The organism is Nocardia sp. MH4 (genome assembly GCF_019266065.1).
GTDB classification, from domain to species: domain Bacteria; phylum Actinomycetota; class Actinomycetes; order Mycobacteriales; family Mycobacteriaceae; genus Nocardia; species Nocardia canadensis.
In genome coordinates this window covers 1-21659 of the sequence record NZ_LPNR01000106.1, presented here as the reverse complement: position 1 = coordinate 21659, position 21659 = coordinate 1, and the positions used below count along the sequence as shown (strand labels likewise).

The 21659-nt window shown below is 70.9% G+C and carries 15 protein-coding genes; 5 read left to right on the top strand and 10 right to left on the bottom strand.

Annotation, left to right across the window (positions count from 1 at the left end):
* The first annotated feature begins 27 nt into the window (after positions 1-27).
* Complete coding sequence (locus ATM97_RS18580) at positions 28-567, top strand: DUF1697 domain-containing protein (RefSeq protein WP_218719305.1); 540 nt, start codon at positions 28-30, stop codon at positions 565-567.
* On the opposite strand, the gene ATM97_RS18575 is transcribed toward ATM97_RS18580, so the two are convergent.
* The 10 genes from ATM97_RS18575 to ctaD form a co-directional block, all read right to left on the bottom strand.
* Positions 564-1826, bottom strand: coding sequence for a class I SAM-dependent methyltransferase (locus ATM97_RS18575; protein WP_218719304.1), 1263 nt, complete (start codon positions 1824-1826; stop codon positions 564-566). The genes ATM97_RS18580 and ATM97_RS18575 overlap by 4 nt on opposite strands.
* Positions 1827-2804, bottom strand: coding sequence for a class I SAM-dependent methyltransferase (locus tag ATM97_RS18570; RefSeq protein ID WP_218719303.1), 978 nt, complete (start codon positions 2802-2804; stop codon positions 1827-1829).
* Positions 2805-2891: 87 nt separating this feature from the next.
* Entirely contained in the window at positions 2892-3668 is a 777-nt protein-coding gene (locus ATM97_RS18565; protein ID WP_218719302.1) for an enoyl-CoA hydratase-related protein, read from the bottom strand.
* Positions 3669-3677: 9 nt separating this feature from the next.
* Positions 3678-4484, bottom strand: a complete 807-nt coding sequence (locus tag ATM97_RS18560) for an NUDIX domain-containing protein (protein WP_218719301.1) — start codon at positions 4482-4484, stop codon at positions 3678-3680.
* Positions 4485-4674: 190 nt separating this feature from the next.
* The gene (locus ATM97_RS18555; protein WP_218719300.1) at positions 4675-5508 is read right to left on the bottom strand and encodes an ABC transporter ATP-binding protein; all 834 of its coding nucleotides are present in this window, start codon (positions 5506-5508) and stop codon (positions 4675-4677) included.
* Between the two features lie 18 nt (positions 5509-5526).
* Positions 5527-5685, bottom strand: a complete 159-nt coding sequence (locus ATM97_RS18550; protein WP_218719299.1) for a hypothetical protein — start codon at positions 5683-5685, stop codon at positions 5527-5529.
* Positions 5686-5825: 140 nt separating this feature from the next.
* The gene (locus ATM97_RS18545) at positions 5826-6608 is read right to left on the bottom strand and encodes a peptidyl-tRNA hydrolase (protein ID WP_218719298.1); all 783 of its coding nucleotides are present in this window, start codon (positions 6606-6608) and stop codon (positions 5826-5828) included.
* 74 nt (positions 6609-6682) lie between these two features.
* Complete coding sequence (locus ATM97_RS18540; protein WP_218719297.1) at positions 6683-7108, bottom strand: protease inhibitor I42 family protein; 426 nt, start codon at positions 7106-7108, stop codon at positions 6683-6685.
* Positions 7109-7190: 82 nt separating this feature from the next.
* Positions 7191-8420 (bottom strand): phosphoserine phosphatase SerB, encoded by a 1230-nt coding sequence (gene serB, locus ATM97_RS18535; RefSeq protein WP_218719377.1) that lies wholly within the window; start codon positions 8418-8420, stop codon positions 7191-7193.
* An 81-nt stretch (positions 8421-8501) separates the two neighbouring features.
* On the bottom strand, positions 8502-10244 hold the full coding sequence (gene ctaD, locus ATM97_RS18530) for a cytochrome c oxidase subunit I (RefSeq protein WP_218719296.1): 1743 nt from the start codon (positions 10242-10244) through the stop codon (positions 8502-8504).
* Positions 10245-10570: 326 nt separating this feature from the next.
* Between ctaD and ATM97_RS18525 the strand changes: the two genes are divergently transcribed.
* From ATM97_RS18525 to ATM97_RS18510, 4 genes are all read left to right on the top strand, one after another.
* Positions 10571-11374, top strand: coding sequence for a VOC family protein (locus ATM97_RS18525; protein WP_218719295.1), 804 nt, complete (start codon positions 10571-10573; stop codon positions 11372-11374).
* 99 nt (positions 11375-11473) lie between these two features.
* Complete coding sequence (locus tag ATM97_RS18520; RefSeq protein WP_218719294.1) at positions 11474-13246, top strand: PQQ-binding-like beta-propeller repeat protein; 1773 nt, start codon at positions 11474-11476, stop codon at positions 13244-13246.
* Between the two features lie 151 nt (positions 13247-13397).
* Positions 13398-13820, top strand: coding sequence for an AMP-binding protein (locus tag ATM97_RS18515; protein WP_218719293.1), 423 nt, complete (start codon positions 13398-13400; stop codon positions 13818-13820).
* A 144-nt stretch (positions 13821-13964) separates the two neighbouring features.
* Positions 13965-21659, top strand: a 7695-nt coding sequence (locus tag ATM97_RS18510; protein ID WP_218719292.1) for a non-ribosomal peptide synthetase, incomplete at its 3' end; no start/stop codon positions are given.

Sequence of the window (21659 nt, the reverse complement as noted above, 5' to 3'; positions counted from 1 at the left end):
TCGGTGGCGGTCGGTACGGTCGGCTCCGTGGAGAGCTATGCGGCGTTGCTGCGGGGGATCATGCCGACCAACCCGAACATGCGCAACGAGAAGTTGCGCGGGGTGCTGGAAGGGCTCGGGTTCGACAAGGTGGCCTCGGTGCTCACGAGCGGCAATCTGGTGTTCCGCACCGATGACGATCCCGCCGACCTCGAGGACCGCATCCAGGAGGCGCTGGCGGCCGAGCTCGGCATTCCCGGCGGCACCATCATCCGCAGCCATCGTGTGCTGCGCGCGCTGCTCGATCGCGACCCGTTCGAGGGGCTCCCGCACGAGCGCGGCTCGTATCTGACGGTCACCTTCTTCAAGCACGAGATGCGCGAGGCGGACCTGTCCTCGTTCGACGACGATCCGCTGACCCGCGTCATCGGCTACGACCGCGACGCCCGCGCGTTCCTGACCGTCATCGACAACAGCACCGGCGCGACGCCGGACTTCATGGCCCGCCTGGAGAAGACCTACGGCAAGGACATCACCACCCGCACCTGGCTCACGGTGCAGCGAGTGGTGAAGAAGATCGAGGGCTAGGCCGCCGCGGCGACCGCGGTGCACACGAACACGACGCCCGCCCGGCCGATCCGGGTGACGACCAGGGTGTACGGAACCGAGCCGCGCGGCTTGAGCTTCTTGCGCAGCGCGTCGGGGTCGAGATCGATACCGCGGACCAGGATCTCGAGCGAGCCGCAGTCGCGCCGGGACAGCTCCTGCCGCAGGGTCTTCTCGCGCAGTTCGAACCGGTCCTCGATGCGGAAGCCGCGCAGGCCCGCCGGGACCGTGTCGCCGGTGAGGTAGGCGATCTGCGGATCGAGCTGCCAGAGAACGTGTTTCGCGGCGTAATGGCGGACCAGGCCCGCGCGCACGATCGCGCCGTCGGGGTCGACGATCCACTCACCGGGGGCGCGTTCGGGGATGTCGTCGGGGTCGGCGTCGGTGAGCGTGGTCGCGCCGCCCCGGGAATCGAGCACGGTGGCGCGCCGGGTGATGCCGGGTTCGGTCAGCCCGGGCGACCACAGGCAGGCCTCGCGGACCGCGCCGTCGAGGGAGACGATCTCGATCTCGCCGTCCCAGCCGAGGCGGTCGAAGTCCAGACCGGGCGCGGACTTCACCGCGATGTCGCGACCCGCGTACGCGGCCAGCAGGTCGGGCAGCGGAGGCTGGAGTTTCGCGGGGTCGTAGGTGCGCCTGCCGTCGGCTCGGCGCGCCGGGTCGGCGATGATCACGGTATCGCGGGTGGTCGGGGTGAGGGCGTCGGCTTTCGCCAACACGATGTTGCGCCGCCGTGTCGACGAGGTCTCGGGGGCGCCCGGCGCGGCGTCGGGGGCGGCGGGTGGTTCGGCGTCGACCGCGGTCGCGCGGAGCGACACGGCGCCGAGATTGTGGGCCGCCATCGCCAGCCGCACGTCGTCGAGATCGCTGCCGATCACCGCCGGGCACACGGCCGACAGCTCGGCCAGCTCGGCGCCGATCGAACAGGTGACGTCGTGCACGGCCCTACCGGCCAGCCGGGCCGCCCGGTGCCGAGCGACCAGCGCGGGTGTCGCCTGCTGCAACGCGTCGTCGGTGAACAGCCAGTCGGCGGCCGCGGGCAGCTTCACCGCGGCCTTGCGCCGCAACCGCACCGTCTCGATCAGCGCGGCGGCCTGCTCCGGAAACGAGCGACGCACCTGCTCGATATCGCGCAGGTGCGTCGCCGGAGTCAGCTCCAGCCGGTCGACCTCGGCGAGCGCGGCGGATCCCGCCGCGCTGCCCAGAAAGGCGACATCGTCGCGGCCGAAGCGGTACCCCACTTACTTCTTGGCCGCGCCCGGCTTCACGCCGGTGATCATCGCGTTGTAGAAGAACTCGCGCGGGACGACCTTGCGCAGCACGTTCTCGTCGAGCCAGCTCAGGCCCAGCCAGGCGCGGTACTGCGCCATGCGGTAGCCGACCGTCAGCTTCTCGTCGGGCACGGCGGCCTCGAAGGTGCGCACCGGCCAGCCCCAGAGGGCGGCGGCGAACTCCTCGGTGGTGGCCTTCACGTCGACGGCACCGGCCGATTTCGCCATCTTCTCGAGATCGCTCGGGTCGAAGGTGTGCAGGTCGACGACGGCCTCGAGCGCGGCGGCGCGCGAGGACTCGTCCAGCTCGGTCTGCGGACGGCGCCAGCCGGACAGGAACGGCAGCTTGGTGACCTCGGTGGTCACCTTCCAGGTGGCCTGGCCGAGCTTGCGGGCGTAGAGGTTGCCGATGGTGGTCGGCTCACCCGCGAAGACGAAACGGCCGCCCGGCTTGAGCACGCGCAGGCACTCCTTGAGCGCCAGCTCCACGTCCGGGATGTGGTGCAGCACGGCATGGCCGCATACCAGGTCGAAGGTGTCGTCGTCGTACGGGATGGTCTCGGCGTCGGCGACGCGGCCGTCGACGTCCAGGCCCAGGTGCTCGGCGTTGCGCAGCGCGACCTTCACCATGCCGGGCGAGAGGTCGGTGACCGAACCCTTCTTCGCGATCCCGCCCTGCATCAGGTTCAGCAGGAAGAACCCCGTGCCGCAGCCGAGCTCGAGCGCCCGTTCGTAGGGCAGCGGGGCGGGGCCGACCGCGAGGTCGAACCGGCCGCGGGCATACGCGATACAGCGTTCGTCATAGGAGATCGACCACTTGTCGTCGTACGTCTCCGCTTCCCAGTCGTGATACAGGACCTGGGCGAGCTTGGTGTCCTTCAGCGCTGCTTCGACCTCGGCCTCGGTGGCGTGCGGGTTCGGCGCCGGGTCATCGGGGTGGACCGTCATAACCGCCAAGAGTAATAGGAGACCCTCAGCACGCAATGGGCGGTCTTGTTTCCGGCGGTTCCAACTGGTCGCATGACCGGTCTCAGCTCACCGTCCGGTGAAAACGGCGCTGTTCGGACCGTCCGCGGCGAAGGTCCGGGTGCCCGTGCGCGCGTCGTCGGTGTCGAACAACGCCGACCACTCGGTGACGGCGGTGGAGTGCCCGTGCGGGCCCGCTTCGAAGACCGCCTTGGCGGCGGCCAGGGCCCGCGGCGCGGCCGTGACGAACTGCTCGGCCCAGCGGCGCGCGGCCGCGAGGACATGGTCGGGCGCGACGACCTCGTCGACCAGACCGAGCGTCGCGGCCTCCTCGGCGTCGACGAAACGGCCGGTGTAGACGAGGTCCTTGGCGCGGCTCGCGCCGATCAGCAGCGACAGCTTGCGGATGCCGGCGAGCGGGATCAACCCGGCCTTGATCTGCGGGAGGCCGAGCTTGACGTTGTCGCCGATGATCCGGTGGTCGGCGCCCAGCGCGAGCTCGAGGCCCGCGCCGAGGCAGTAGCCGGTGATCGCGGCGACGGTCGGCTGCGGCACCCGGGTGAGACAGCCCAGCGCCGCCTGCAGATCGGCCGCCATCGCGGCGGCCTGCCCGGCGTCGAGCTCGGCGAGCTCGGTCATCTCGTCGCCCGCGCTGAAGACCCGCTCGTCGCCGTAGACGATGAGCGCGGCCACGCCGGGGTGCCGGGCCACCGTTTCGGCCGCCGCGGCGACCTCACGGGCCAGCTGGGCGTCGACCAGGTTCAGCGGCGGACGATCGATGCGCAGCAGCGCGACGCCGCGCGCGGACGGGTCGGCGGGCAGCTCGAGGGTGACGAATTCGGCCATGCGGCCAACCTACCGGCCGCCCAGTGCGCCCAACTGCGGCAGCTCCGCGAAATACCGGCCGTTGTCGGGGAAGTCGGTCAACGGCGGCCCGTCGGCGGTGGGCGTGTAGTGCGGCATGATCGGCGTGATCGCCCGTTCGGCGGCCAGCACGGCCGCGGTATCGGCGAATTCGCGCAGACCGTCGAGCTGTGACCACGTGGGCGGCAGCAGGACGTGTTCGCCCGCCCGCCAGCTCGCCAGCGCATCCTGCGGGGTCGCCCAGACGACCTGGGCAGCCTCGGAGGTGGCGCCGTCGGCGATCTGGCCCTGCGGCAGCACGGCGACGAAGAACCGGGTGTCGTAGCGGCGGGGTTCGGCTTCGGGGGTGATCCAGTTCGACCACGGGCGCAGCAGATCCGCGCGCAGCACCAAGCCTTCGGCGGCGAGGAAGTCCGCGAGCGAGAGCTCCCGGCGCTCGAGCTTGCCGCGCGCCTCGCGATAGACCGCGGAGTCGTCGACGACGGTGTCGGCGGTCGGCCCGGCCAGCAGCACACCGCATTCCTCGAAGGTCTCCCGGACCGCTGCCGCGACCAGCGCCTGCGCGGCCTGCTCGGTCGTCGCGAACCGCTCGGCCCACCACGCGGGCGCGGGTCCGGCCCAGGCGATGTCGGCGGTGCCGTCGGCGGCGTCGACGCCACCGCCGGGGAACACCGTCATGCCGCCCGCGAAGGCCATCCCGCTGACGCGGCGCTGCAGGAACACCTCGATGCCCGCCGCGCCGTCGCGCACCAGCATCACCGTCGACGCGTCGCGTGCGGCTACCCCGGACTCACTCATACCGTTCCTCTCCACCACGTGGCCGACGGTCCGACGGCCGCGGTGGATCGGACGGCTCACCGGAGCCGACGCCGTTCCACCGCGGCCGTCGCATCGGCCTGTCTGCACCCTAACGCCCGCTTGGTTCGCTGGGGAAACAGTTCAGCCCGGAGGGCCGCGGTGCGACGCGACGGTTCCCACTGAGTGGGCCTCAGGCGCGGCGGTGCTGACCCGCGCGCCGGGCCCGGCGGGCGAACCAGCGCCCGTCGACCCGGTCCAGCGCGATGGACTGGCTGAACGCGGCGCTGAGGTTGGCGGCGGTGAGCACGTCCTCGAGCAGTCCCTGCCCGACCACCTCGCCCTCCTTGAGCAGCAGGGCGTGGGTGAAGCCCGGCGGGATCTCCTCCACGTGGTGGGTCACCAGGACCATCGCGGGCGCGTCGGGATCGGCGGCCAGATTGCCCAGCCGCTCCACGAGTTCCTCGCGCCCACCCAGGTCCAGGCCCGCGGCCGGTTCGTCGAGCAGCAGCAGTTCCGGGTCGGTCATCAGGGCACGCGCGATCAGCACCCGCTTGCGCTCGCCCTCGGACAGGGTGCCGTAGGTGCGGTCGGAAAGATGTTCGGCGCCCAGGGTTTCCAGCATGTCGACGGCACGTTCGGTATCGATGTCGTCGTAGCGTTCGCGCCACCGGCCCAGTACCGCGTACCCGGCCGACACCACCAGGTCGCTGACCTTCTCGTCGACGGGGATGCGGCTGGCCACCGCCGCCGAGGACAACCCGATGCGCGGCCGCAACTCGGTGACGTCGACGCGACCGAGGGTCTCCCCCAACAGGTTCGCGTCACCGGAGGTCGGATGGACCTCGGCGGCGGCCATTCTCAATAGCGAGGTCTTGCCGGCCCCGTTCGGGCCGAGCACCACCCAGCGTTCGTCGAGCTCGACCTGCCAGGTGACCGGACCTACGAGCGTTCGGCCCGAGCGGCGGATGGTCACGTCGGAGAAGTCGATGAGCAGATCGGGATCGGGTTGCGACACGCGCTCCATCTTGGCCCACGCGGCCCCTCAGCGGAACGACCGGCCCGTGTGGGATTCGTTGTTCCTGGTCGACGCGGAACCGCGGCGCCCGTCCGGCTCGTCACGCAGCATCCGGGCGGCGAGGAAGGACACCGGCACCGACAGCACCACCCACACGATCAGGATCACCACAATCGTCGTCACCATCGCGGAACCTCCCTACGCCCTCGATCCCCCAGCCGTCGGTTACGTATACCCCCGGGGTCCGCCGGATACACCGAGCCCGGGCGGCGGGTCGCGAAATCCGTCATCCGATCGACGAATTCGGTTCGCGCGTGTCGCGCCGATCAGGAGCGGGCGGGCACCGCGATCACGGTCATCGAGCCGGGAGCCACCTCGGTGAAACCGGCGTCGCGGACCGCCACGGCGCGGCCGGCGGCGACCTCGGCCACCAGCGTCGCCCACAGTCGCTCGTCGGCGTCGCGGACCGCGCACCGGAAGTCGCGCTGCGCCCAGGCCGCCGCGGCGCCCACCGGGAGTGCGCCGGCCAGCAGCATGCTCGCGTGGCCGACCTGGGCGGCGGCCTTGCCGACCGACATCTCCAGCGCCGCGTCGACCCACAGCACGGGCAGGTCGGGGTCCGGTGGGCCGGGCTCGTCGTGGTCGAGGTCGGTCCCGCCGATCTGGAGCTTGCGGATCCGCTGGTCGATCGCGCCCACCGGGCCGGGGACGAACGCGCGCGCCTGCGCGCCGTCGACCTCCACGGTCACCCCGTCGACCTCGCCCGCCGCGACCCACTGCGCGCCGCGCGCCCGCCGCGCCACCTTCCTGATCCTGGAGCGCTTCCACGCCAGATAGCGCGGCTCCCACTCCCCACCCGGCCCGGAGCGCGGGTCCAGGCACACGGCCACCGCCGCGGCCGCCGCGGCTTCCAGCAGCGCGCTGCGCGCGGGTGGGTCGGCCTTGGGGATGTGCAGGACCATTTGCATGGCCTGGACCATGGCCGGGTCGTCGGGATCGCCGTTGCCGCCGTATCCCCGCGCCAATTCGGCGTGCCGGAGGGCGAATGCGGCCGCGTCGTCGCGGGCCTCCGCCTCGATCTCCACGCTGCTCAGTTCCCCGCTGCCCATGCCACAACACCCGATCCGATCGACGCCACTGCGGGTCAAGCCTAACGAGGCGGCCACCACGCCGTCCGTGGACGCTAGGCGACCCGCACGGTCAGGATGAACTCCGGCCCCGGCCCGATCGGCGGCTGACTGGCCGGACCGTAGACGAACTGAATGGTCGAGGTCCCCGGGCCGACCCCGCGGAACGGCCACACCGTGCTGGTGCCCTCCGACAGCGGCGGCTCCGGCGCCAGCACCCCGCGCTCGATGTTCACCGGCGTCCAGGACTCGGTGTCGTTCGGGTTCTGCGGCAGCCGGACCAGCAGCTGCTGACCCAGCCCGAGCGCGACCGTGCTCCCGCTGAACATCTGGTCGACCTCCACCGGTCCGGCCGCGGACTGCGCGGCCGTGGTCGGCAGGTCGATCGTCGTCGAGGACAGATCCCCGGTGTCGTCGCCGTCGTCACCGCACCCGGTGACCAGCATCGCCACCGCGCAGGCCGCGAACAGGATTTTCCGCATGGAACTCTCCCAACGCCGAAAGGACACCCTGCGCTGGAGGCTAACGCCGCGACCGGGTCGCACCGGTCGCGACGCGCCAGGGCTACCGGCCGAGCAGCGGAACCCGGCGCACGCCGCCGTCGCGGGCGTCGGCCGCCTCGACCTCGTCGCGGGTGACGCCGAGGATGAACAGCACCGCGTCCAGGTACGGATGCGACAGCGCCGTATCGGCCACCTCGCGCAGCGCGGGCTTGGCGTTGAACGCCACGCCCAGACCGGCCGCGTTGAGCATGTCGATGTCGTTGGCACCGTCACCGACGGCGACGGTCTGCTCCATCGGCACGCCCGCCTCGGCGGCGAACTTGCGCAGCGCGGTCGCCTTGAACGCGCGGTCGACGATCTCGCCGATCACCCGGCCGGTGAGCTTGCCGTCGACGATCTCGAGGGTGTTGGCCTGCACGAAATCCAGTTCCAGCTCGTGCGCCAGCGGCTCGATGACCTGCCGGAAACCACCGGAGACCACACCGCAGCGGAAACCGAGCCTGCGCAGCGTGCGAATGGTGGTGCGCGCGCCCGGGGTGAGCTCGATCCGGTCGGCGACCTCCTCGATCACCGATTCGTCGAGACCTTCGAGAGTGGCCACCCGCTGGCGCAGCGATTCGGCGAAATCGAGTTCGCCGCGCATCGCGGCCTCGGTGACCTCGCGGACCTGCTCCTCGACTCCGGCGTGCGCGGCCAGCATCTCGATGACTTCGCCCTGGATCAGCGTGGAGTCCACGTCGAAGACGATGAGCCGCTTGGCGCGGCGCGCGAGCCCGGCTCGTTCCACCGCGATGTCGACCTGTTCGGCGACGGCGATGTCGGCCAGCGCGGTGCGCAGCCGCGAATCGGTGTCGGCACCGGAATCGATCGCCGAGACCATCAGTTCCATGCCGGTCACCGGGTAGTCGGCGATGCCGCGGATGGTGTCGATATTGGCGCCCAGGCCGGCCAGCAGCCGCGAGATCGCGCTGAAGGCGTGCGCGGTGACGGGCGCGCCGAGCACGACGACGGCGTGCGTCGACATCGGCGGCTTGCCGATCTGCGCGTCGACCGACACGTCGACCTGCATGCCGACTGTGTTCATGGCCTCTTCGAGCTCGTCCTGCAGTGCCTCGGGGTCGTTGGGGCACGAGACCAGCACACCGAGGGTGAGCCTGCCCCTGATGACCACCTGTTCCACGTCCAGCAGGCTCACCTGGTGGCGGGAGAGCGTAGCCAGCAGCACGGATGTGACGCCGGGTCGGTCGGGGCCGGTGACGGTCACGAGAACTGTGGTGTCGGCCAAGTCGATCTGCTCCGTTCGATTACCCACAAAAAGAGTGTGCACCCGCTGGTGAACCCAGCAGGTGCACACCCTCGTCTTACGGTGTTTCTACTTCTTGGCGAGCGCGCCTTCGCTGACGTGCGTCGCGTGCTTACCCGAGCCCCAGCCGACATGCGCTTCGGCCTTCATGCGCTCGACCATGTGCGGGTAGTGCAGCTCGAACGCCGGACGCTCCGAGCGGATGCGCGGCAGCTCGTAGAAGTTGTGCCGCGGCGGCGGGCAGGTGGTGGCCCACTCGAGCGAGTTGCCGTAGCCCCACGGGTCGTCCACCGTGACGACCTCGCCGTAGCGGTAGCTCTTGAAGGTGTTCCACACGAACGGCAGCATCGACGAGCCCAGGATGAAGGCACCGATGGTGGAGATCGTGTTCAGCGTGGTGAAGCCGTCGCTGGGCAGGTAGTCGGCGTAGCGACGCGGCATGCCCTCGGCGCCCAGCCAGTGCTGCACCAGGAAGGTGGTGTGGAAGCCGACGAAGGTGGTCCAGAAGTGCCACTTCGCCAGGCGCTCGTCCATCATGCGGCCGGTGATCTTCGGGAACCAGAAGTAGATACCGGCGAAGGTGGCGAACACGATGGTGCCGAAGAGCACGTAGTGGAAGTGCGCGACGACGAAGTACGAGTCGGTGACGTGGAAGTCCAGCGGCGGCGAGGCCAGGATGACGCCCGACAGACCACCGAAGAGGAAGGTCACCAGGAAGCCGATCGACCACAGCATCGGTGATTCGAACGTCAGCTGACCGCGCCACATGGTGCCGATCCAGTTGAAGAACTTCACACCGGTCGGGACCGCGATGAGGAAGGTCATGAAGGAGAAGTACGGCAGCAGCACGGCGCCGGTGGCGTACATGTGGTGCGCCCACACCGCGATCGACAGCGCCGCGATACCCAGCGTCGCGTAGACCAGCGTGGTGTAACCGAAGATCGGCTTACGGCTGAAGACCGGGAAGATCTCGGAGACGATGCCGAAGAACGGCAGCGCGATGATGTAGACCTCGGGGTGGCCGAAGAACCAGAACAGGTGCTGGTAGAGCAGGATGCCGCCGGTGGCCGGGTCGTAGATGTGGCCGCCCAGGTGGCGGTCGTAGGCCAGACCGAACAGCGCCGCGGTCAGCAGCGGGAAGGCCAGCAGCACCAGGACCGAGGTCACCGCGATGTTCCAGGTGAAGATCGGCATGCGGAACATGGTCATGCCGGGCGCGCGCAGGCAGACCACCGTGGTGAGCATGTTGACGCCACCGAGGATGGTGCCCAGACCGGAGACGGCCAGGCCCAGGATCCACAGGTCGGTGCCGACACCGGGCGAGTGCAGGATGTCGGTCAGCGGCACGTACGCCGTCCAGCCGAAGTCCGCCGCGCCGCCGGGGGTCACGAAGCCCGCGGTCGCCATGGTGCCGCCGAACAGGTACAGCCAGTAGCTGAACGCGTTCAGTCGCGGGAAGGCGACGTCGGGGGCGCCGATCTGCAGCGGCAGGATGATGTTGGCGAAGCCGAACACGATCGCCGTCGCGTAGAACAGCAGCATGATTGTGCCGTGCATGGTGAACAGCTGGTTGAACTGCTCGGGCGACAGGAACTGCAGACCCGGGCGCGCCAGCTCGGCGCGCATGAGCAGCGCCATGAGACCGCCGACCAGGAAGAAGCTGATCGCCGTCACCAGGTACATGGTGCCGAGCACCTTGGGGTCGGTGGTGGTGACCGCCTTGTACAGGAACGAGCCCTTGGGCCCGGTCCGAGCAGGATACGGTCGAGTCGCTTCCAACTGAGGGACTGGCCTGGGCTCTACCGCAGTCACTGATCCTCCTGAAGATGCCTGTACGTCACTCGCAGGCCCTCCGTCCTCCGGTCAGAGGCAGACGACGGTCAGCATGCGTTGGTGTGAATCGTAAACCGTGCTGCCGCAGCATTCCGCGCGGGTCCTACTCTGTGTCGTATTCAGCGCGCCGTAGATGGCCGACCGCGTGTCGGCCCGGCGCCGTTCTCGATCTTCCTCCGCAGGTCGGGCGGGTGCAACGGTTGTCGGCGATGACTTTTCGGAGGTCGCGGCGTCATGATCGATGACGGTGGGCGCGTCCTGCCACCGTCTCTGTCGAGCCAGTCCCCCGCAGCCGAGGAGTCGTCATGTCCAGTGCCCAGCAACCCGGTGATCCCACCTGGGTCGATCTCTACACCGCCGATCTCGACCGTGCAATCGCCTTCTACGGCGAGCTGTTCGGCTGGACCGCCGAACGCGGCGGCGAGGAATTCGGCGGCTACACCACCCTGCGCAAGGACGGCAAGGCCGTCGCGGGCGCGATGCCCCGGATCCCCGACGCCGGTGACCCCTACCCCGATCGCTGGACGGTCTACCTGGCCTCCGCCGACGCCGCGGCGACCACGGCGAAGGCGAGCGCCGCGGGCGGCAACATCTTCGTCGAGCCGATGGCGGTCGGCGACCTCGGCACGATGGCGGTGCTGGCCGATGTCGGCGGTGTCGGCGTCGGCGTCTGGCAGGCCGACGAGTTCCCCGGCTTCGAGGCGATCGGCGATGTCGCCGACGGTGTCTGGCGCAACCACGACGGCGTCCCGTCCTGGTTCGAGCTGATGACCCGCGCCTACGAGCAGTCGCTGACCTTCTACCGCGAGGTCTTCGGTTGGCGCGACACCTTCGCCGTGGCCGACACCCCCGAGTTCCGGTACACGACCATCCACGCGACCTCACCGATGCGCGGCGGCGTCATGGACGCCACCGGCCACCTCCCCGAGAGCATCCCCGGCGCGTGGACGGCCTACTTCGGCGCCGACGACGTCGACAAGACCGTCGAACTCGCCAAGACCCTCGGCGGCGGCGTCGTCTTCGAGCCGATGGACACCCCCTACGGCCGCCTGGCCGGTCTCACCGACCCCACCGGCGCCCACTTCAGCATCGGCGGCAACGCGCGCTGAGCGGTGGGGCGGCGCGTTTTCCGCGTCGCCACCACCGGCGCTAGTCTCGACTCGACACCCGGTGGGGCGGTGTCGATCGAGTCCTTATCCGGGGGGAACATGTCCGACGATCAGTCGACCGAGCGCGCACGTTCGTCGTGGCCGGTCCACGCGGGTGTGATCGGTGCCGTGCTGGTCGCCGGGGGTGTCGCGCTGGCGCTGTACAGCTGGTTCGTCGCCGCACCGATTCCGGTGCCGTTCGACAGCTACGCCGAGACCGGCGAGTTCCCCCGCCACCTCGTCCGGGCAACCCTGATCTTCGCGGGTGCGGTCGTGCTGATCGTGACGGTGGTGCTGATCCGTGGGCGCCGCGGTGACGAGCGGGCCGCGGGTGTCACGGCCGGTGGCGTGCTCGCCCTGCTGGCGGTGCTCATCGGAAGCATCGTGTTCGCGGTGACCGCGCACATCCCGTCGACCTATCAGCGGCTGACCGCGGAGTTCGTCGTCACGCCGCGGGTACCGGGTGCGATCGCGGCGCTGGCCCTCGTCGTCCTCGGTGCGGCGCTGATCTTCGTGCTCGTGGCGACGCCGACCGCCCCTATGCCCCGGCGGTCGGCGCTCGTCGTGGCCCTCGTCGTCGGCGTCGCGCCGGTGCTCGGCGCCGCCGGGGTCGCGGGCCGGCTGGGCGACGACAGTGCCTCGGTCGACCACGTCACCGCCGACCCCGGCCCGGAGACCGCGGTGCCCGCCGTGCTCGGGCCGGAGAGATTCCGATTCCGGCCCCCGGTCGGCGGCTCGAACGCGGACACTCGAATCGCCTTCACCGGAACGGGGTTCATCGTCTCGACCAGGGGCGGCATCACGGCCTACGATGGTGCGACGGGTTCCGAACGCTGGCACTACCGGCGCCTCGGTGTCGGCTCCGACAGCGTGGGGAACGTGCCGCCGAAGACCGTCGCGCTGCGCGGCGAGGACGTCGTGCTGACCTACTGGGAGCAGCGCGGCTGGCTGGCCTTCGACACCGACACCGGTGAACTCCGCTGGTCCGACGCGGACTTCACCCGAGACGGGGCCGTCAACCGCGCCGGGGATTTCACCCGCGACCGGGACGCCATCGTTCCCGGGCACCTGCTGGCCACCACCTCCGCCCGCGGGACGGTGACCCGGTACGACGCGAGGACCGGCCGCCACCTGTGGACCACTCCGGCCGAACCGCCCGGGTGCACCTCGACCGGGGAGCGCGTCGTCGCCACGATGACCGCGATCTACCGAGTCGCGACCTGCGGCGACGGCGACACGGCGACGGTGGCTGTCACCGTGTTCGATCCGCGGTCCGGGCAGGTGCGCGACCGGCGCGACTTTTCCGCGCCGCGCCGGGAGTCGCCCGGCTATGTCGAGGTCCGGGTGCTCGACAGCGGCTTCGTCTGGATCAGCTACGTCCGGGGCGGCGCCGACGCCGCGCTCCTCCTGCCGCCGAACGCCCCGCTGACGTCGGCGATCGCCGCATCGAGCCGCACAAACGTCGACGTGCGCGCCGCGGACGACCACGCCCTGGTCAGCTCCGACCACCCGGACGGATATCGGCTGCCCAGGCGATGGGAAATCCTGTCGGCGGCCGACGGCGCATCCACCGAGCTCGACACGACCTCCGACGAGCGAGCGCAGTACGCCGAGGCGGCGGTGCTGCTCGCCGACCAGGTCGTCACGCTGACCTCCGACAACGGCTACCACCTACGCACCTGGGACCGGTCGACCGGTCGCGCGGGACCGGTACTGCCGATCACCGTGGCGCCGGGGACCAGATCCCTGCGATTCACCACGGTCGCCGGTTCCCTGCTGCTGATCACGACCGATGCGAAGTACCGCGATATCGAGGTCATCGGCTTCGGCTGACGACCACCGGGTTCAACCACCTTGGGGTGGGAAACGCGCCCCCCTGGGAGGCCACCCCCCAACGCTGGGGTCGCTGTCGGAGACCCCGCCCGGCGACGACAGTAGAGGTGTACCGAAAAGCACCTCCTACCAGCGCCAAGGGGACACCACGATGAGCACGACGACCACCTCGATCGCCGACAACGTCATCCAGCTGCCGCGCAAGCAGGGCGGCCCGATCGCCACCGATGGACAGCTCGCCGACGCGGATCTGGATCGCTGGGCCAACCGGCTGGCGCGACTGCTGCTGGGCCGCGGCGTCACCGCGGGCGCCCGGATCGCGCTGGCGGTCGACGCCACGATCGAGGCGATCGTCGCCGAGGCGGCCGTGCGCAAGATCGGCGCGATCCCCGTCGCGGTCACTGACGACGAGTTCGTCTTCGGCGCCTACGCCGGCATCACCACCCGGGCCCGCAGGCCCGAACTGACCGACGTCGTCGATTGGCTGGTCCTCGACGATCGCTCGACCCTGCAGCGTTATCTGGTCAGCTCCGACGCGCCGCTGTCGACGGCCGATCTGCGCGCTGTCTCCTGAACCCATTCCGGTCTGGTCCTCGCAGGTCCAGAATGGATCGAGAGCGCAGTACGCAGCGGCGGGTACTACCTACCAGGTAATCGCCCGCCGGTCGGGGACACATGGTGAATACCGAGCTCCAGACATGAGAACGCAGGTCCGCTCATGACCCAGCCTTCCGAGGGCGCCTTCCCGCTGTCCGCGGCGCAACGTGGTATCTGGTTCGCCCAGCACATCGCGGGCGACACCCCCATTTCCATCGCCCAATACGTCGAATTGAGTGGTCCGGTCGACCACGAACTGCTGCTGCGGGTCGTGCGCCGGACCGGCCGCGAGTTCGGCACCGGCTATCTGCGCCTGATCGACATCGACGGCCAACCCCACCAGTACGTCGACTTCTCCCTCGACGACGAGATGGCCGAGCTGGATCTACGCGCCGAGCCCGACCCCGTCGCGGCGGCGCACGCGTGGATGCGCGCCGAGTACACCGCTCCCCTGGACGTGATGCGCGACCGATTGGTCCGGTTGGCCATGCTCCGCGTCGCCGACGACCGCTGGTTCTGGTATTCGCGGATGCATCACATCGCGCTGGACGGCATGGGGGCGCTGGCCCTGGTGCAGCGCACCGGCGAGCTCTACAACGCCGCCGTCGAGGGCAGAGAGGCCCCGGCGTCCAAGGCCGAGCCGTTGCAGAAGATCGTGGCGGCCGACCTGGCCTACCGCACCTCCGACCGTTTCACCGCCGACCGGGAGTACTGGCGTGAGCACCTGGCGGGGATGGCCGATCCGGTGAATCTGGCCGGGCGCGACGCCGAGGTCGACGGCCACCCGAACCGGGTCTCGGGCGCGCTGCCCGCCGAGACCGCGGCGCTGCTGGATTCCGTTGCCGCCGCCGTGAACTCGGGTGTCGCGCCGACGGTGGTCGCCGCGTTCGGCGCCTACCTGGCCGCGATGACGGGGGCGCGAGAAGTGGTATTGAGCCTGCCGGTGTCGGCGCGCACCTCCGCGACGCTGCGCCGGTCCGGCGGCATGCTCGCCAATGTCGTCCCGCTGCGGGTCGGTCTGGACCCGACCACGACCGTCGGCGCGGCGATCCTCGCCGTGCAGAGCGAGCTGACCGGCGCGCTGCGCCGCCAGCGCTACCGCCAGGAGGACATCGTCCGCGACCTCGGCTGGGCGATGGACGAGGCCACCTCGTTCGGCCCGGCCGTGAATCTGATGATGGTCGACACCAGGATCGCGCTCGGCCCGGTCGTCGGGCGGTTGCACGTGCTCACCTCCGGCCTGATCGACGACCTGTTCGTCAACCTGTATCCGGGCGTCGGCGGCGAGAGCACCCACATCGACTTGCAGGGCAACGGCAATCTGTACAGCGAGGCCGACCTGGCGGGGCATCACGCGCGCTTCCTGCGGTTCCTGCACCGATTCCTGGTCGCCGGACCCGAGGCGCCGCTGTCGGCGGTGCCGGTCCTGTCCCCCGCCGAGGAGGCCCTCGCGGTCCCCGCGCGCGGACCGGCCGGGGTCGACATCCGCACGCTGCCCGAGATCCTCACGGCGGGCGCCGCACTCGACCCGGACGCGGTGGCGCTGCGCTGGGGCGCGCACGAGACACTGACCTACCGCGCCGTCGACGACTACACCAACCGGCTCGCCCGGGTGCTGATCGCCGCCGGCGCCGGCCCCGAACACGGTGTCGCCCTGTCCATCCCGCGCTCGGCCGAGTCGGTGCTGGCGACCATCGCGGTCGCCAAGACCGGCGCGCCGTTCGTCCCGATCGATCCCACCTATCCGGCCGACCGCATCGAGCACATGGTCGACGACAGCGGGGTGATCACGGGTCTGACCGTGGCGCAGGCGCGCAAATCGCTGCCGGACGGGGTCGACTGGCTCACCCTCGACGACGAGGCGACCCTCGCGCAGATCGCCGCCCAGGATGCCGGGCCGATCGCCGACGCCGACCGCCGCGCTCCGGTGCGGCCGGATCAGGTCGCCTACATCATCTACACCTCCGGCTCGACGGGTCTGCCCAAGGGCGTGCTCGTCTCGCATCGCGGCCTGGCCAACCTCGTCGCGAGCTCGGGAGCCGGGTTCGGTGTCGACGCGAGCTCCGTTGTCGCCCACGCCGTCTCGCCGAGTTTCGACATCTCCGTCGAGGAGATCCTGGTGACGCTGGCGGCGGGCGCGAGCCTGGCGGTGGTGCCGCCCTCGGCGTACGCGGGCGAGGACATGGCGCAGGTGCTGCGCGCGCACCGGGTCACCCATCTCAATGTCACCCCGGCCGTCGTGGGTTCGCTCGATCCCGCGACGCTGCCCGGGCTGCGCACGATCGTCGTCGGCGGCGACGCGTGCCCGCCGGAACTGGTGGCCAAGTGGGCCGGTCGCACCCTGCTCAACGGTTACGGCCCCACCGAGACCACCGTGACCACCACCCTCACCGACGCCTTGGTGCCCGATGCGCCGGTGACGATCGGCAGTCTCGTGCGCGGGGTGACCGGTCTGGTGCTGGATCCCTGGCTGCGCCCGGTCCCGGCGGGCACCGTCGGCGAGCTGTACCTCGCCGGCCCCGGCGTGGCCCGCGGCTATCACCGGCGCACCGGTCTGACGGCGAGCCGGTTCGTCGCGAATCCGCACGCACCCGGTGAGCGGATGTACCGCACCGGCGACCTGGTGCGGTGGCGCGACGACGACGGCCGGTTCGTCCTGGAATACCAGGGCCGCAGCGACTTCCAGGTGAAGGTGCGCGGCTTCCGGATCGAGCTCGGGGAGATCGATGCCGCCCTGCAGCGGCTGCCCGAGATCGATTTCGCGCTCACCCTCGGCGTCGAGACGGCCACGGGCGCGACCGCGCTGGTGTCGTATGTGACGACCGAGCCCGGCGCCGACGTCCACCCCGAGGCCGTGAAAGCGGCGGTCGGCGAGAGCCTTCCGGCCTACATGGTGCCCGCGGTGGTCATGGTGCTCGACCGGGTTCCGCTGACGCCGCTGGGCAAGGTGGACCGCAAGGCGCTGCCCGCACCGGATTTCAGCGCGCGCACCGTCACCAGCCGCGCGCCGTCCACCCCGCGCGAGGAGACGCTCGCCGCGCTGTTCGCCGACGTGCTCGGCCTGGAGTCGGTCGGCGTCGACGACAGCTTCTTCGCCCTCGGTGGCGACAGCATCGTCTCCATCCAGCTGGTCTCGCGGGCGAAGGCCGCCGGGATCGCGTTCAGCGCCCGGGACGTGTTCGAACGCAAGACCGTCGCCGCGCTGGCGGCGGTCGCGGCCGACACCGAGGTCCACGTGGTGCACGAATTGCCCGGTGGCGGTGTCGGTCCGGTGCCGCTCACGCCGATCGTGCACGCGCTGGTCGAGCACGGTGACGCCTGGGGCCGGTACGGGCAGGCCGTGCTGATCGGCCTGCCCGCGGGCATCGACCGTGCGGCGCTGGCGACCGCGATCCAGGTCCTGCTCGATCACCACGACCTGCTCCGCTCGTCGCTGCGCGAGACCCCGCGGGGCTGGGAATGGGTGGTCGCCGAACCCGGTTCGGTCGCCGCCGACCCGCTGCTCGACGTCGTCTCGGCCGACACCGACGACGCCGTCGAGCGTGCCTTGCAGGACGCCGCGGATCAGCTCGATCCCACGGTCGGCGCCGTCGCCCGGTTCGTGCTGCTCGACCGTGCCGAGGCCGCGCCGCTGTGCTGGCTGGTCCTGCACCACCTCGTCACCGACGGCGTCTCGTGGCGAATCCTGCTGCCGGACTTCGCGACCGCCGCCTTCGGCGGCACCCTCGACCCGGTCGGCACCTCCTTCCGCCGCTGGGCGCACGGACTGGCCGACGATGCCGACACCCGGCTCGGCGAACTGCCGATCTGGCAACACGTCCTGGCGACACCGGACCCCTCGTTCGCCGCCGACCGGACCGCCTTCGACCCCGTCGTCGACGTCGTCGCCACCATGAAACAGCGGCTGAGCACGGTACCGCCGGAGCTCGCGCACACCGTCCTGACCACCCTGCCCGAGCAATTCCATTGCGGCGCCGACGATGTGCTGCTCGCGGCACTGACCATGGCCGTGTGCCGCTGGCGCGACCGCACCGGGGCCCTGCTGACCCTGGAGGGCCACGGCCGCGACGAATCCCTGCTGCCCGGCGCCGATGTCGCGCGCACGGTCGGCTGGTTCACCAGCGTGTACCCGGTCGCGGTCGACCTCGCCGACATCGACCTGAGCGACGCCTTCGCCGGCGGCCCGGCGGCGGGGTCCGCCCTCAAGGCCACCAAGGAGCAGTTACGATCGCTGCCCGACCGCGGGGTCGGCTACGGCCTGCTGCGGTACCTGAACAGCGACACCGCCGCCGCGCTGGCCGATGCCCCCACGCCCCAGCTGAGCTTCAACTATCTCGGCCGCGCGGTTACCGGCGAGGATCCCTGGATGCCCCGGCGCTTCGCCGCGACCAACGACGAGCGGGCCCCGCTGGCCGCCGTCGTCGACATCAATGCCGTGCTGACCGACGCCGGCCTGGAAGTCACCTGGGCCTACGCGAGCAGGCTGCTCGACGAGCACGCGGTCGACGAGCTGGCCGACCTGTGGACCGCCGCGCTGCGCGCGCTCGCCGACCACGCGCGTTCCGGAGAGGCCGGTGGGCGCACGCCGTCGGATTTCCCGCTCGTCGCCCTCGACCAGCCGCAGATCGATCGCTGGGAACAGAGCTACCCGAATCTCGTCGACGTGTGGCCGCTCTCGCCGCTGCAGTACGGCCTGCTCTTCCACGCGCTCTACGACTCCGACACCGCCGACGGCTACACCGTGCAGTCGATGCTCACCCTGGCGGGCACCGTCGACACCACCCGGCTGCGGATCGCGGCCCAGGCGCTCGTCGACCGGCACGAGAACCTGCGGGTGGCGTTCGTGGAGACCGACGACGGTCCACGCCAGCTGGTCCTGGCCGACGCCGAGATCCGCTGGACCGACATCGATCTGACCGACCTCACCGACGACGCGGAGCGCACCCGCGAACTCGACCGGATCATCGCCCTGGACGCGCTGACCCGCTTCGACCTCACCCGTCCCCCGCTGATCCGCTTCACCCTGGTCACCACCGCGCCCGGCCGGTTCCGGCTGATCATGACCAACCATCACCTGGTGCTCGACGGCTGGTCGACGCCGCTGCTGGTCCGGGAACTGCTCGCGCTCTACGTCACCGCGGGCGACGCGTCGGTGCTGCCGCCCGCCCGCTCCTACCGCGACTTCCTGGCCTGGCTCGCCGCCCAGGACGCCGACGCCTCGCTCGCCGCCTGGCAGCAGTCCCTGGCCGGGATCGACACCCCGACGCGCGCGGTCCCCACCCTGGCCGGGATCGCCTCACCGGAGACCGCGATGGTCACCCGCGAGCTGTCCGCCGCCACGGTCGCCGAGCTCGAGGGCGCGGCCCGCGAGGCGGGCGCCACGGTGAACACTCTGGTCCAGACGAGCTGGGCGCTGCTGCTGGCCATGCTGACCGGCCGCACCGACGTGGTGTTCGGCAGCACGGTGTCGGGCAGGCCGCCGGAGCTGCCGGGCGTCGAGGAGATGGTCGGCCTGTTCATCAACACCGTCCCGGTGCGGGTGACGCTGGACCCCGCCGAGAAGGTCTCCGATCTGCTGGCCCGGGTGCAGGCCGAGCAGGCCCGGCTGATGGATCATCAGCACGTCGGGCTGGCCGCGATCCACCGTGCGGTCGGGCTGGCCGAATTGTTCGACACCCTCACCGTGTTCGAGTCCTATCCGATCGATCGCGAGGCGCTCTCGCAGGCGCTCGACATCGCGGGTATGCGGGTGCTCGACGTCGAGGGCACCGACGCGACGCCGTATCCGCTCAATCTCATGGTGATCCCGCTGCGCGGCGAGGCGGGCGCGGGCGACGCGCTGCGGATCACGGTGAAGTTCATGGCCGATCAGCTCGACGCCACCGCCGCGCAGTCGCTGCTGGACCGGTTCGTCGGGCTGCTCGGCCGGCTCGCCGCGCAGCCGCACGACCTGGTCTCGCAGGTGCGCTACTGCGACGACACCGAACTGGCGCGGCTGGCGCCGGTCCGCGGGCTGCCCTCGGTGCCGATGCGGACGATGCCCGACATCCTGACCGCGGGCGCGAGCATCGATCCCGACGCGATCGCGGTCAGCGCGGGTGAGCTGCGAATGAGCTACCGCGACCTGGATTCCTGGTCGAACCGGTTCGCCCGGGTCCTGCTGGGCCGCGGCGTCGGCCCCGAGGTGTTCGTGGTGCTCGCCCTCACCCGGTCGCTGGAATCGGTGGTGGCCGTGTGGGCGCTGGCCAAGACCGGCGCGGCATTCGTCCCGCTGGACCCGAGCTATCCGGTGGAGCGCATCGAGCACATGCTCGCCGATTCGAAGGCGCCGATCGGCGTCACCGTCACCACGACCGGGGAGACGCTGCCCGGCACCATCGACTGGCTGCTGCTCGACGACCTGAACACGCTGCGCCGGGTGATGCTGGTCTCCGATGCGCCGATCACCGACGCCGAACGCGGCGGGCCCATCGACATCGACCACACCGCCTACCTGATCTACACCTCCGGTTCCACCGGCAAGCCGAAGGCGGTGCTGCTCAGCCATCGCGGCATCGCCAATCTCACCACCGCGCAACGGGAGACGCTGGCCCTCGACCCGTCGGCGAGCGCGCTGCAGGTCGCCTCGCCCAGCTTCGACGCCTCGGTCTTCGAGATGCTCACCGCGCATTCGGCGGGCGGGCGGCTCGTGATCTCGCCGCCGGAGGTCTACGGCGGCAGCGAACTCGAAGGGCTGCTGCGCGCCGAACGGGTCACCCACGCGGTGATCACCCCGTCGGCGCTGGCCACCATGGAACCGACCGAACTCACCGATCTGCGGGTGCTGTCGGTCGCCGGTGAGGCCGCCACCCCCGAGCTGATCGAGAAGTGGTCGGCCGGTCGCCGGATGGTGAACCTGTACGGCCCCACCGAATTCAGCATCTGGGCCACCGGTCCCGCCGAGCTGGTGGCGGGCGAACCGATCACCATCGGCGGACCGATCCGGGGGTCGGCGGTGGTGGTGCTGGACACCTGGTTGCGGCCGGTGCCGGTCGGCATCGCGGGCGAGCTGTATCTGGCCGGGCCCGCGCTGGCCCGCGGCTATTTCAACCGGTTCGAGATGACCGCGAGCCGGTTCGTCGCCGATCCCTACGGCGAGCCCGGTGACCGCATGTATCGCACCGGCGACATGGTCCGCTGGGTCGTCGAGGACGGCGACCTCGCGCTGGAGTACCTGGGCCGCAGCGACTTCCAGGTGAAGATCCGCGGCCTGCGGATCGAGCTCGGCGAGATCGACGCGGTGCTCTCGCGCGACGAGGAGATCGACTACGCGGTGACCATCGGGCGCGCGGGCCCGGCGGGGGCGACCGTGCTGGTGTCCTATGTCCTGCCCACGCCCGGTGTCGCACTGGAGACCGAGCGGGTGCGCGCGGCCGTCGCGGCGGAGCTGCCCGGCTACATGGTGCCCGCCTATGTCGTCGTGCTCGACGAGATTCCCCTCACCCCCGTGGGCAAGCTGGATCGCAAAGCCTTGCCGGTGCCGGACTTCTCGGCGGCGCAGCGCCCCTACCTCGCGCCCCGGACCGACACCGAGGCCGCGGTGGCCGCGGTGTTCGCGGAGGTCATCGGGGCCGAGCAGGTCAGCGTCGACCAGTCGTTCTTCGAACTCGGCGGCAACTCGCTGAGCGCGACCAAGGTGGTCGCCCGGGTGAATTCGGCGCTCGGCTCGACCATCGCCCTGCGCGATCTGTTCGACGCGCCGACCGTGGCGCAGCTGGCGGCCCGGGTCGTGCCCGCCGCCGAGGGCGGGCCCGGCCGCCCGGCGCTGGCCGCGCGC

What these genes read in the sequence shown, in the direction of transcription:
- ATM97_RS18570 (WP_218719303.1), bottom strand. Translation starts at nt 2,804, where the DNA reads ATGACGGTCCACCCCGATGACCCGGCGCCGAACCCGCACGCCACCGAG.
- ATM97_RS18565 (WP_218719302.1), bottom strand. Translation starts at nt 3,668, where the DNA reads ATGGCCGAATTCGTCACCCTCGAGCTGCCCGCCGACCCGTCCGCGCGC.
- ATM97_RS18560 (WP_218719301.1), bottom strand. Translation starts at nt 4,484, where the DNA reads ATGAGTGAGTCCGGGGTAGCCGCACGCGACGCGTCGACGGTGATGCTG.
- ATM97_RS18555 (WP_218719300.1), bottom strand. Translation starts at nt 5,508, where the DNA reads ATGGAGCGCGTGTCGCAACCCGATCCCGATCTGCTCATCGACTTCTCC.
- ATM97_RS18550 (WP_218719299.1), bottom strand. Translation starts at nt 5,685, where the DNA reads ATGGTGACGACGATTGTGGTGATCCTGATCGTGTGGGTGGTGCTGTCG.
- ATM97_RS18545 (WP_218719298.1), bottom strand. Translation starts at nt 6,608, where the DNA reads ATGGGCAGCGGGGAACTGAGCAGCGTGGAGATCGAGGCGGAGGCCCGC.
- ATM97_RS18540 (WP_218719297.1), bottom strand. Translation starts at nt 7,108, where the DNA reads ATGCGGAAAATCCTGTTCGCGGCCTGCGCGGTGGCGATGCTGGTCACC.
- ATM97_RS18525 (WP_218719295.1), top strand. Translation starts at nt 10,571, where the DNA reads ATGTCCAGTGCCCAGCAACCCGGTGATCCCACCTGGGTCGATCTCTAC.
- ATM97_RS18520 (WP_218719294.1), top strand. Translation starts at nt 11,474, where the DNA reads ATGTCCGACGATCAGTCGACCGAGCGCGCACGTTCGTCGTGGCCGGTC.
- ATM97_RS18515 (WP_218719293.1), top strand. Translation starts at nt 13,398, where the DNA reads ATGAGCACGACGACCACCTCGATCGCCGACAACGTCATCCAGCTGCCG.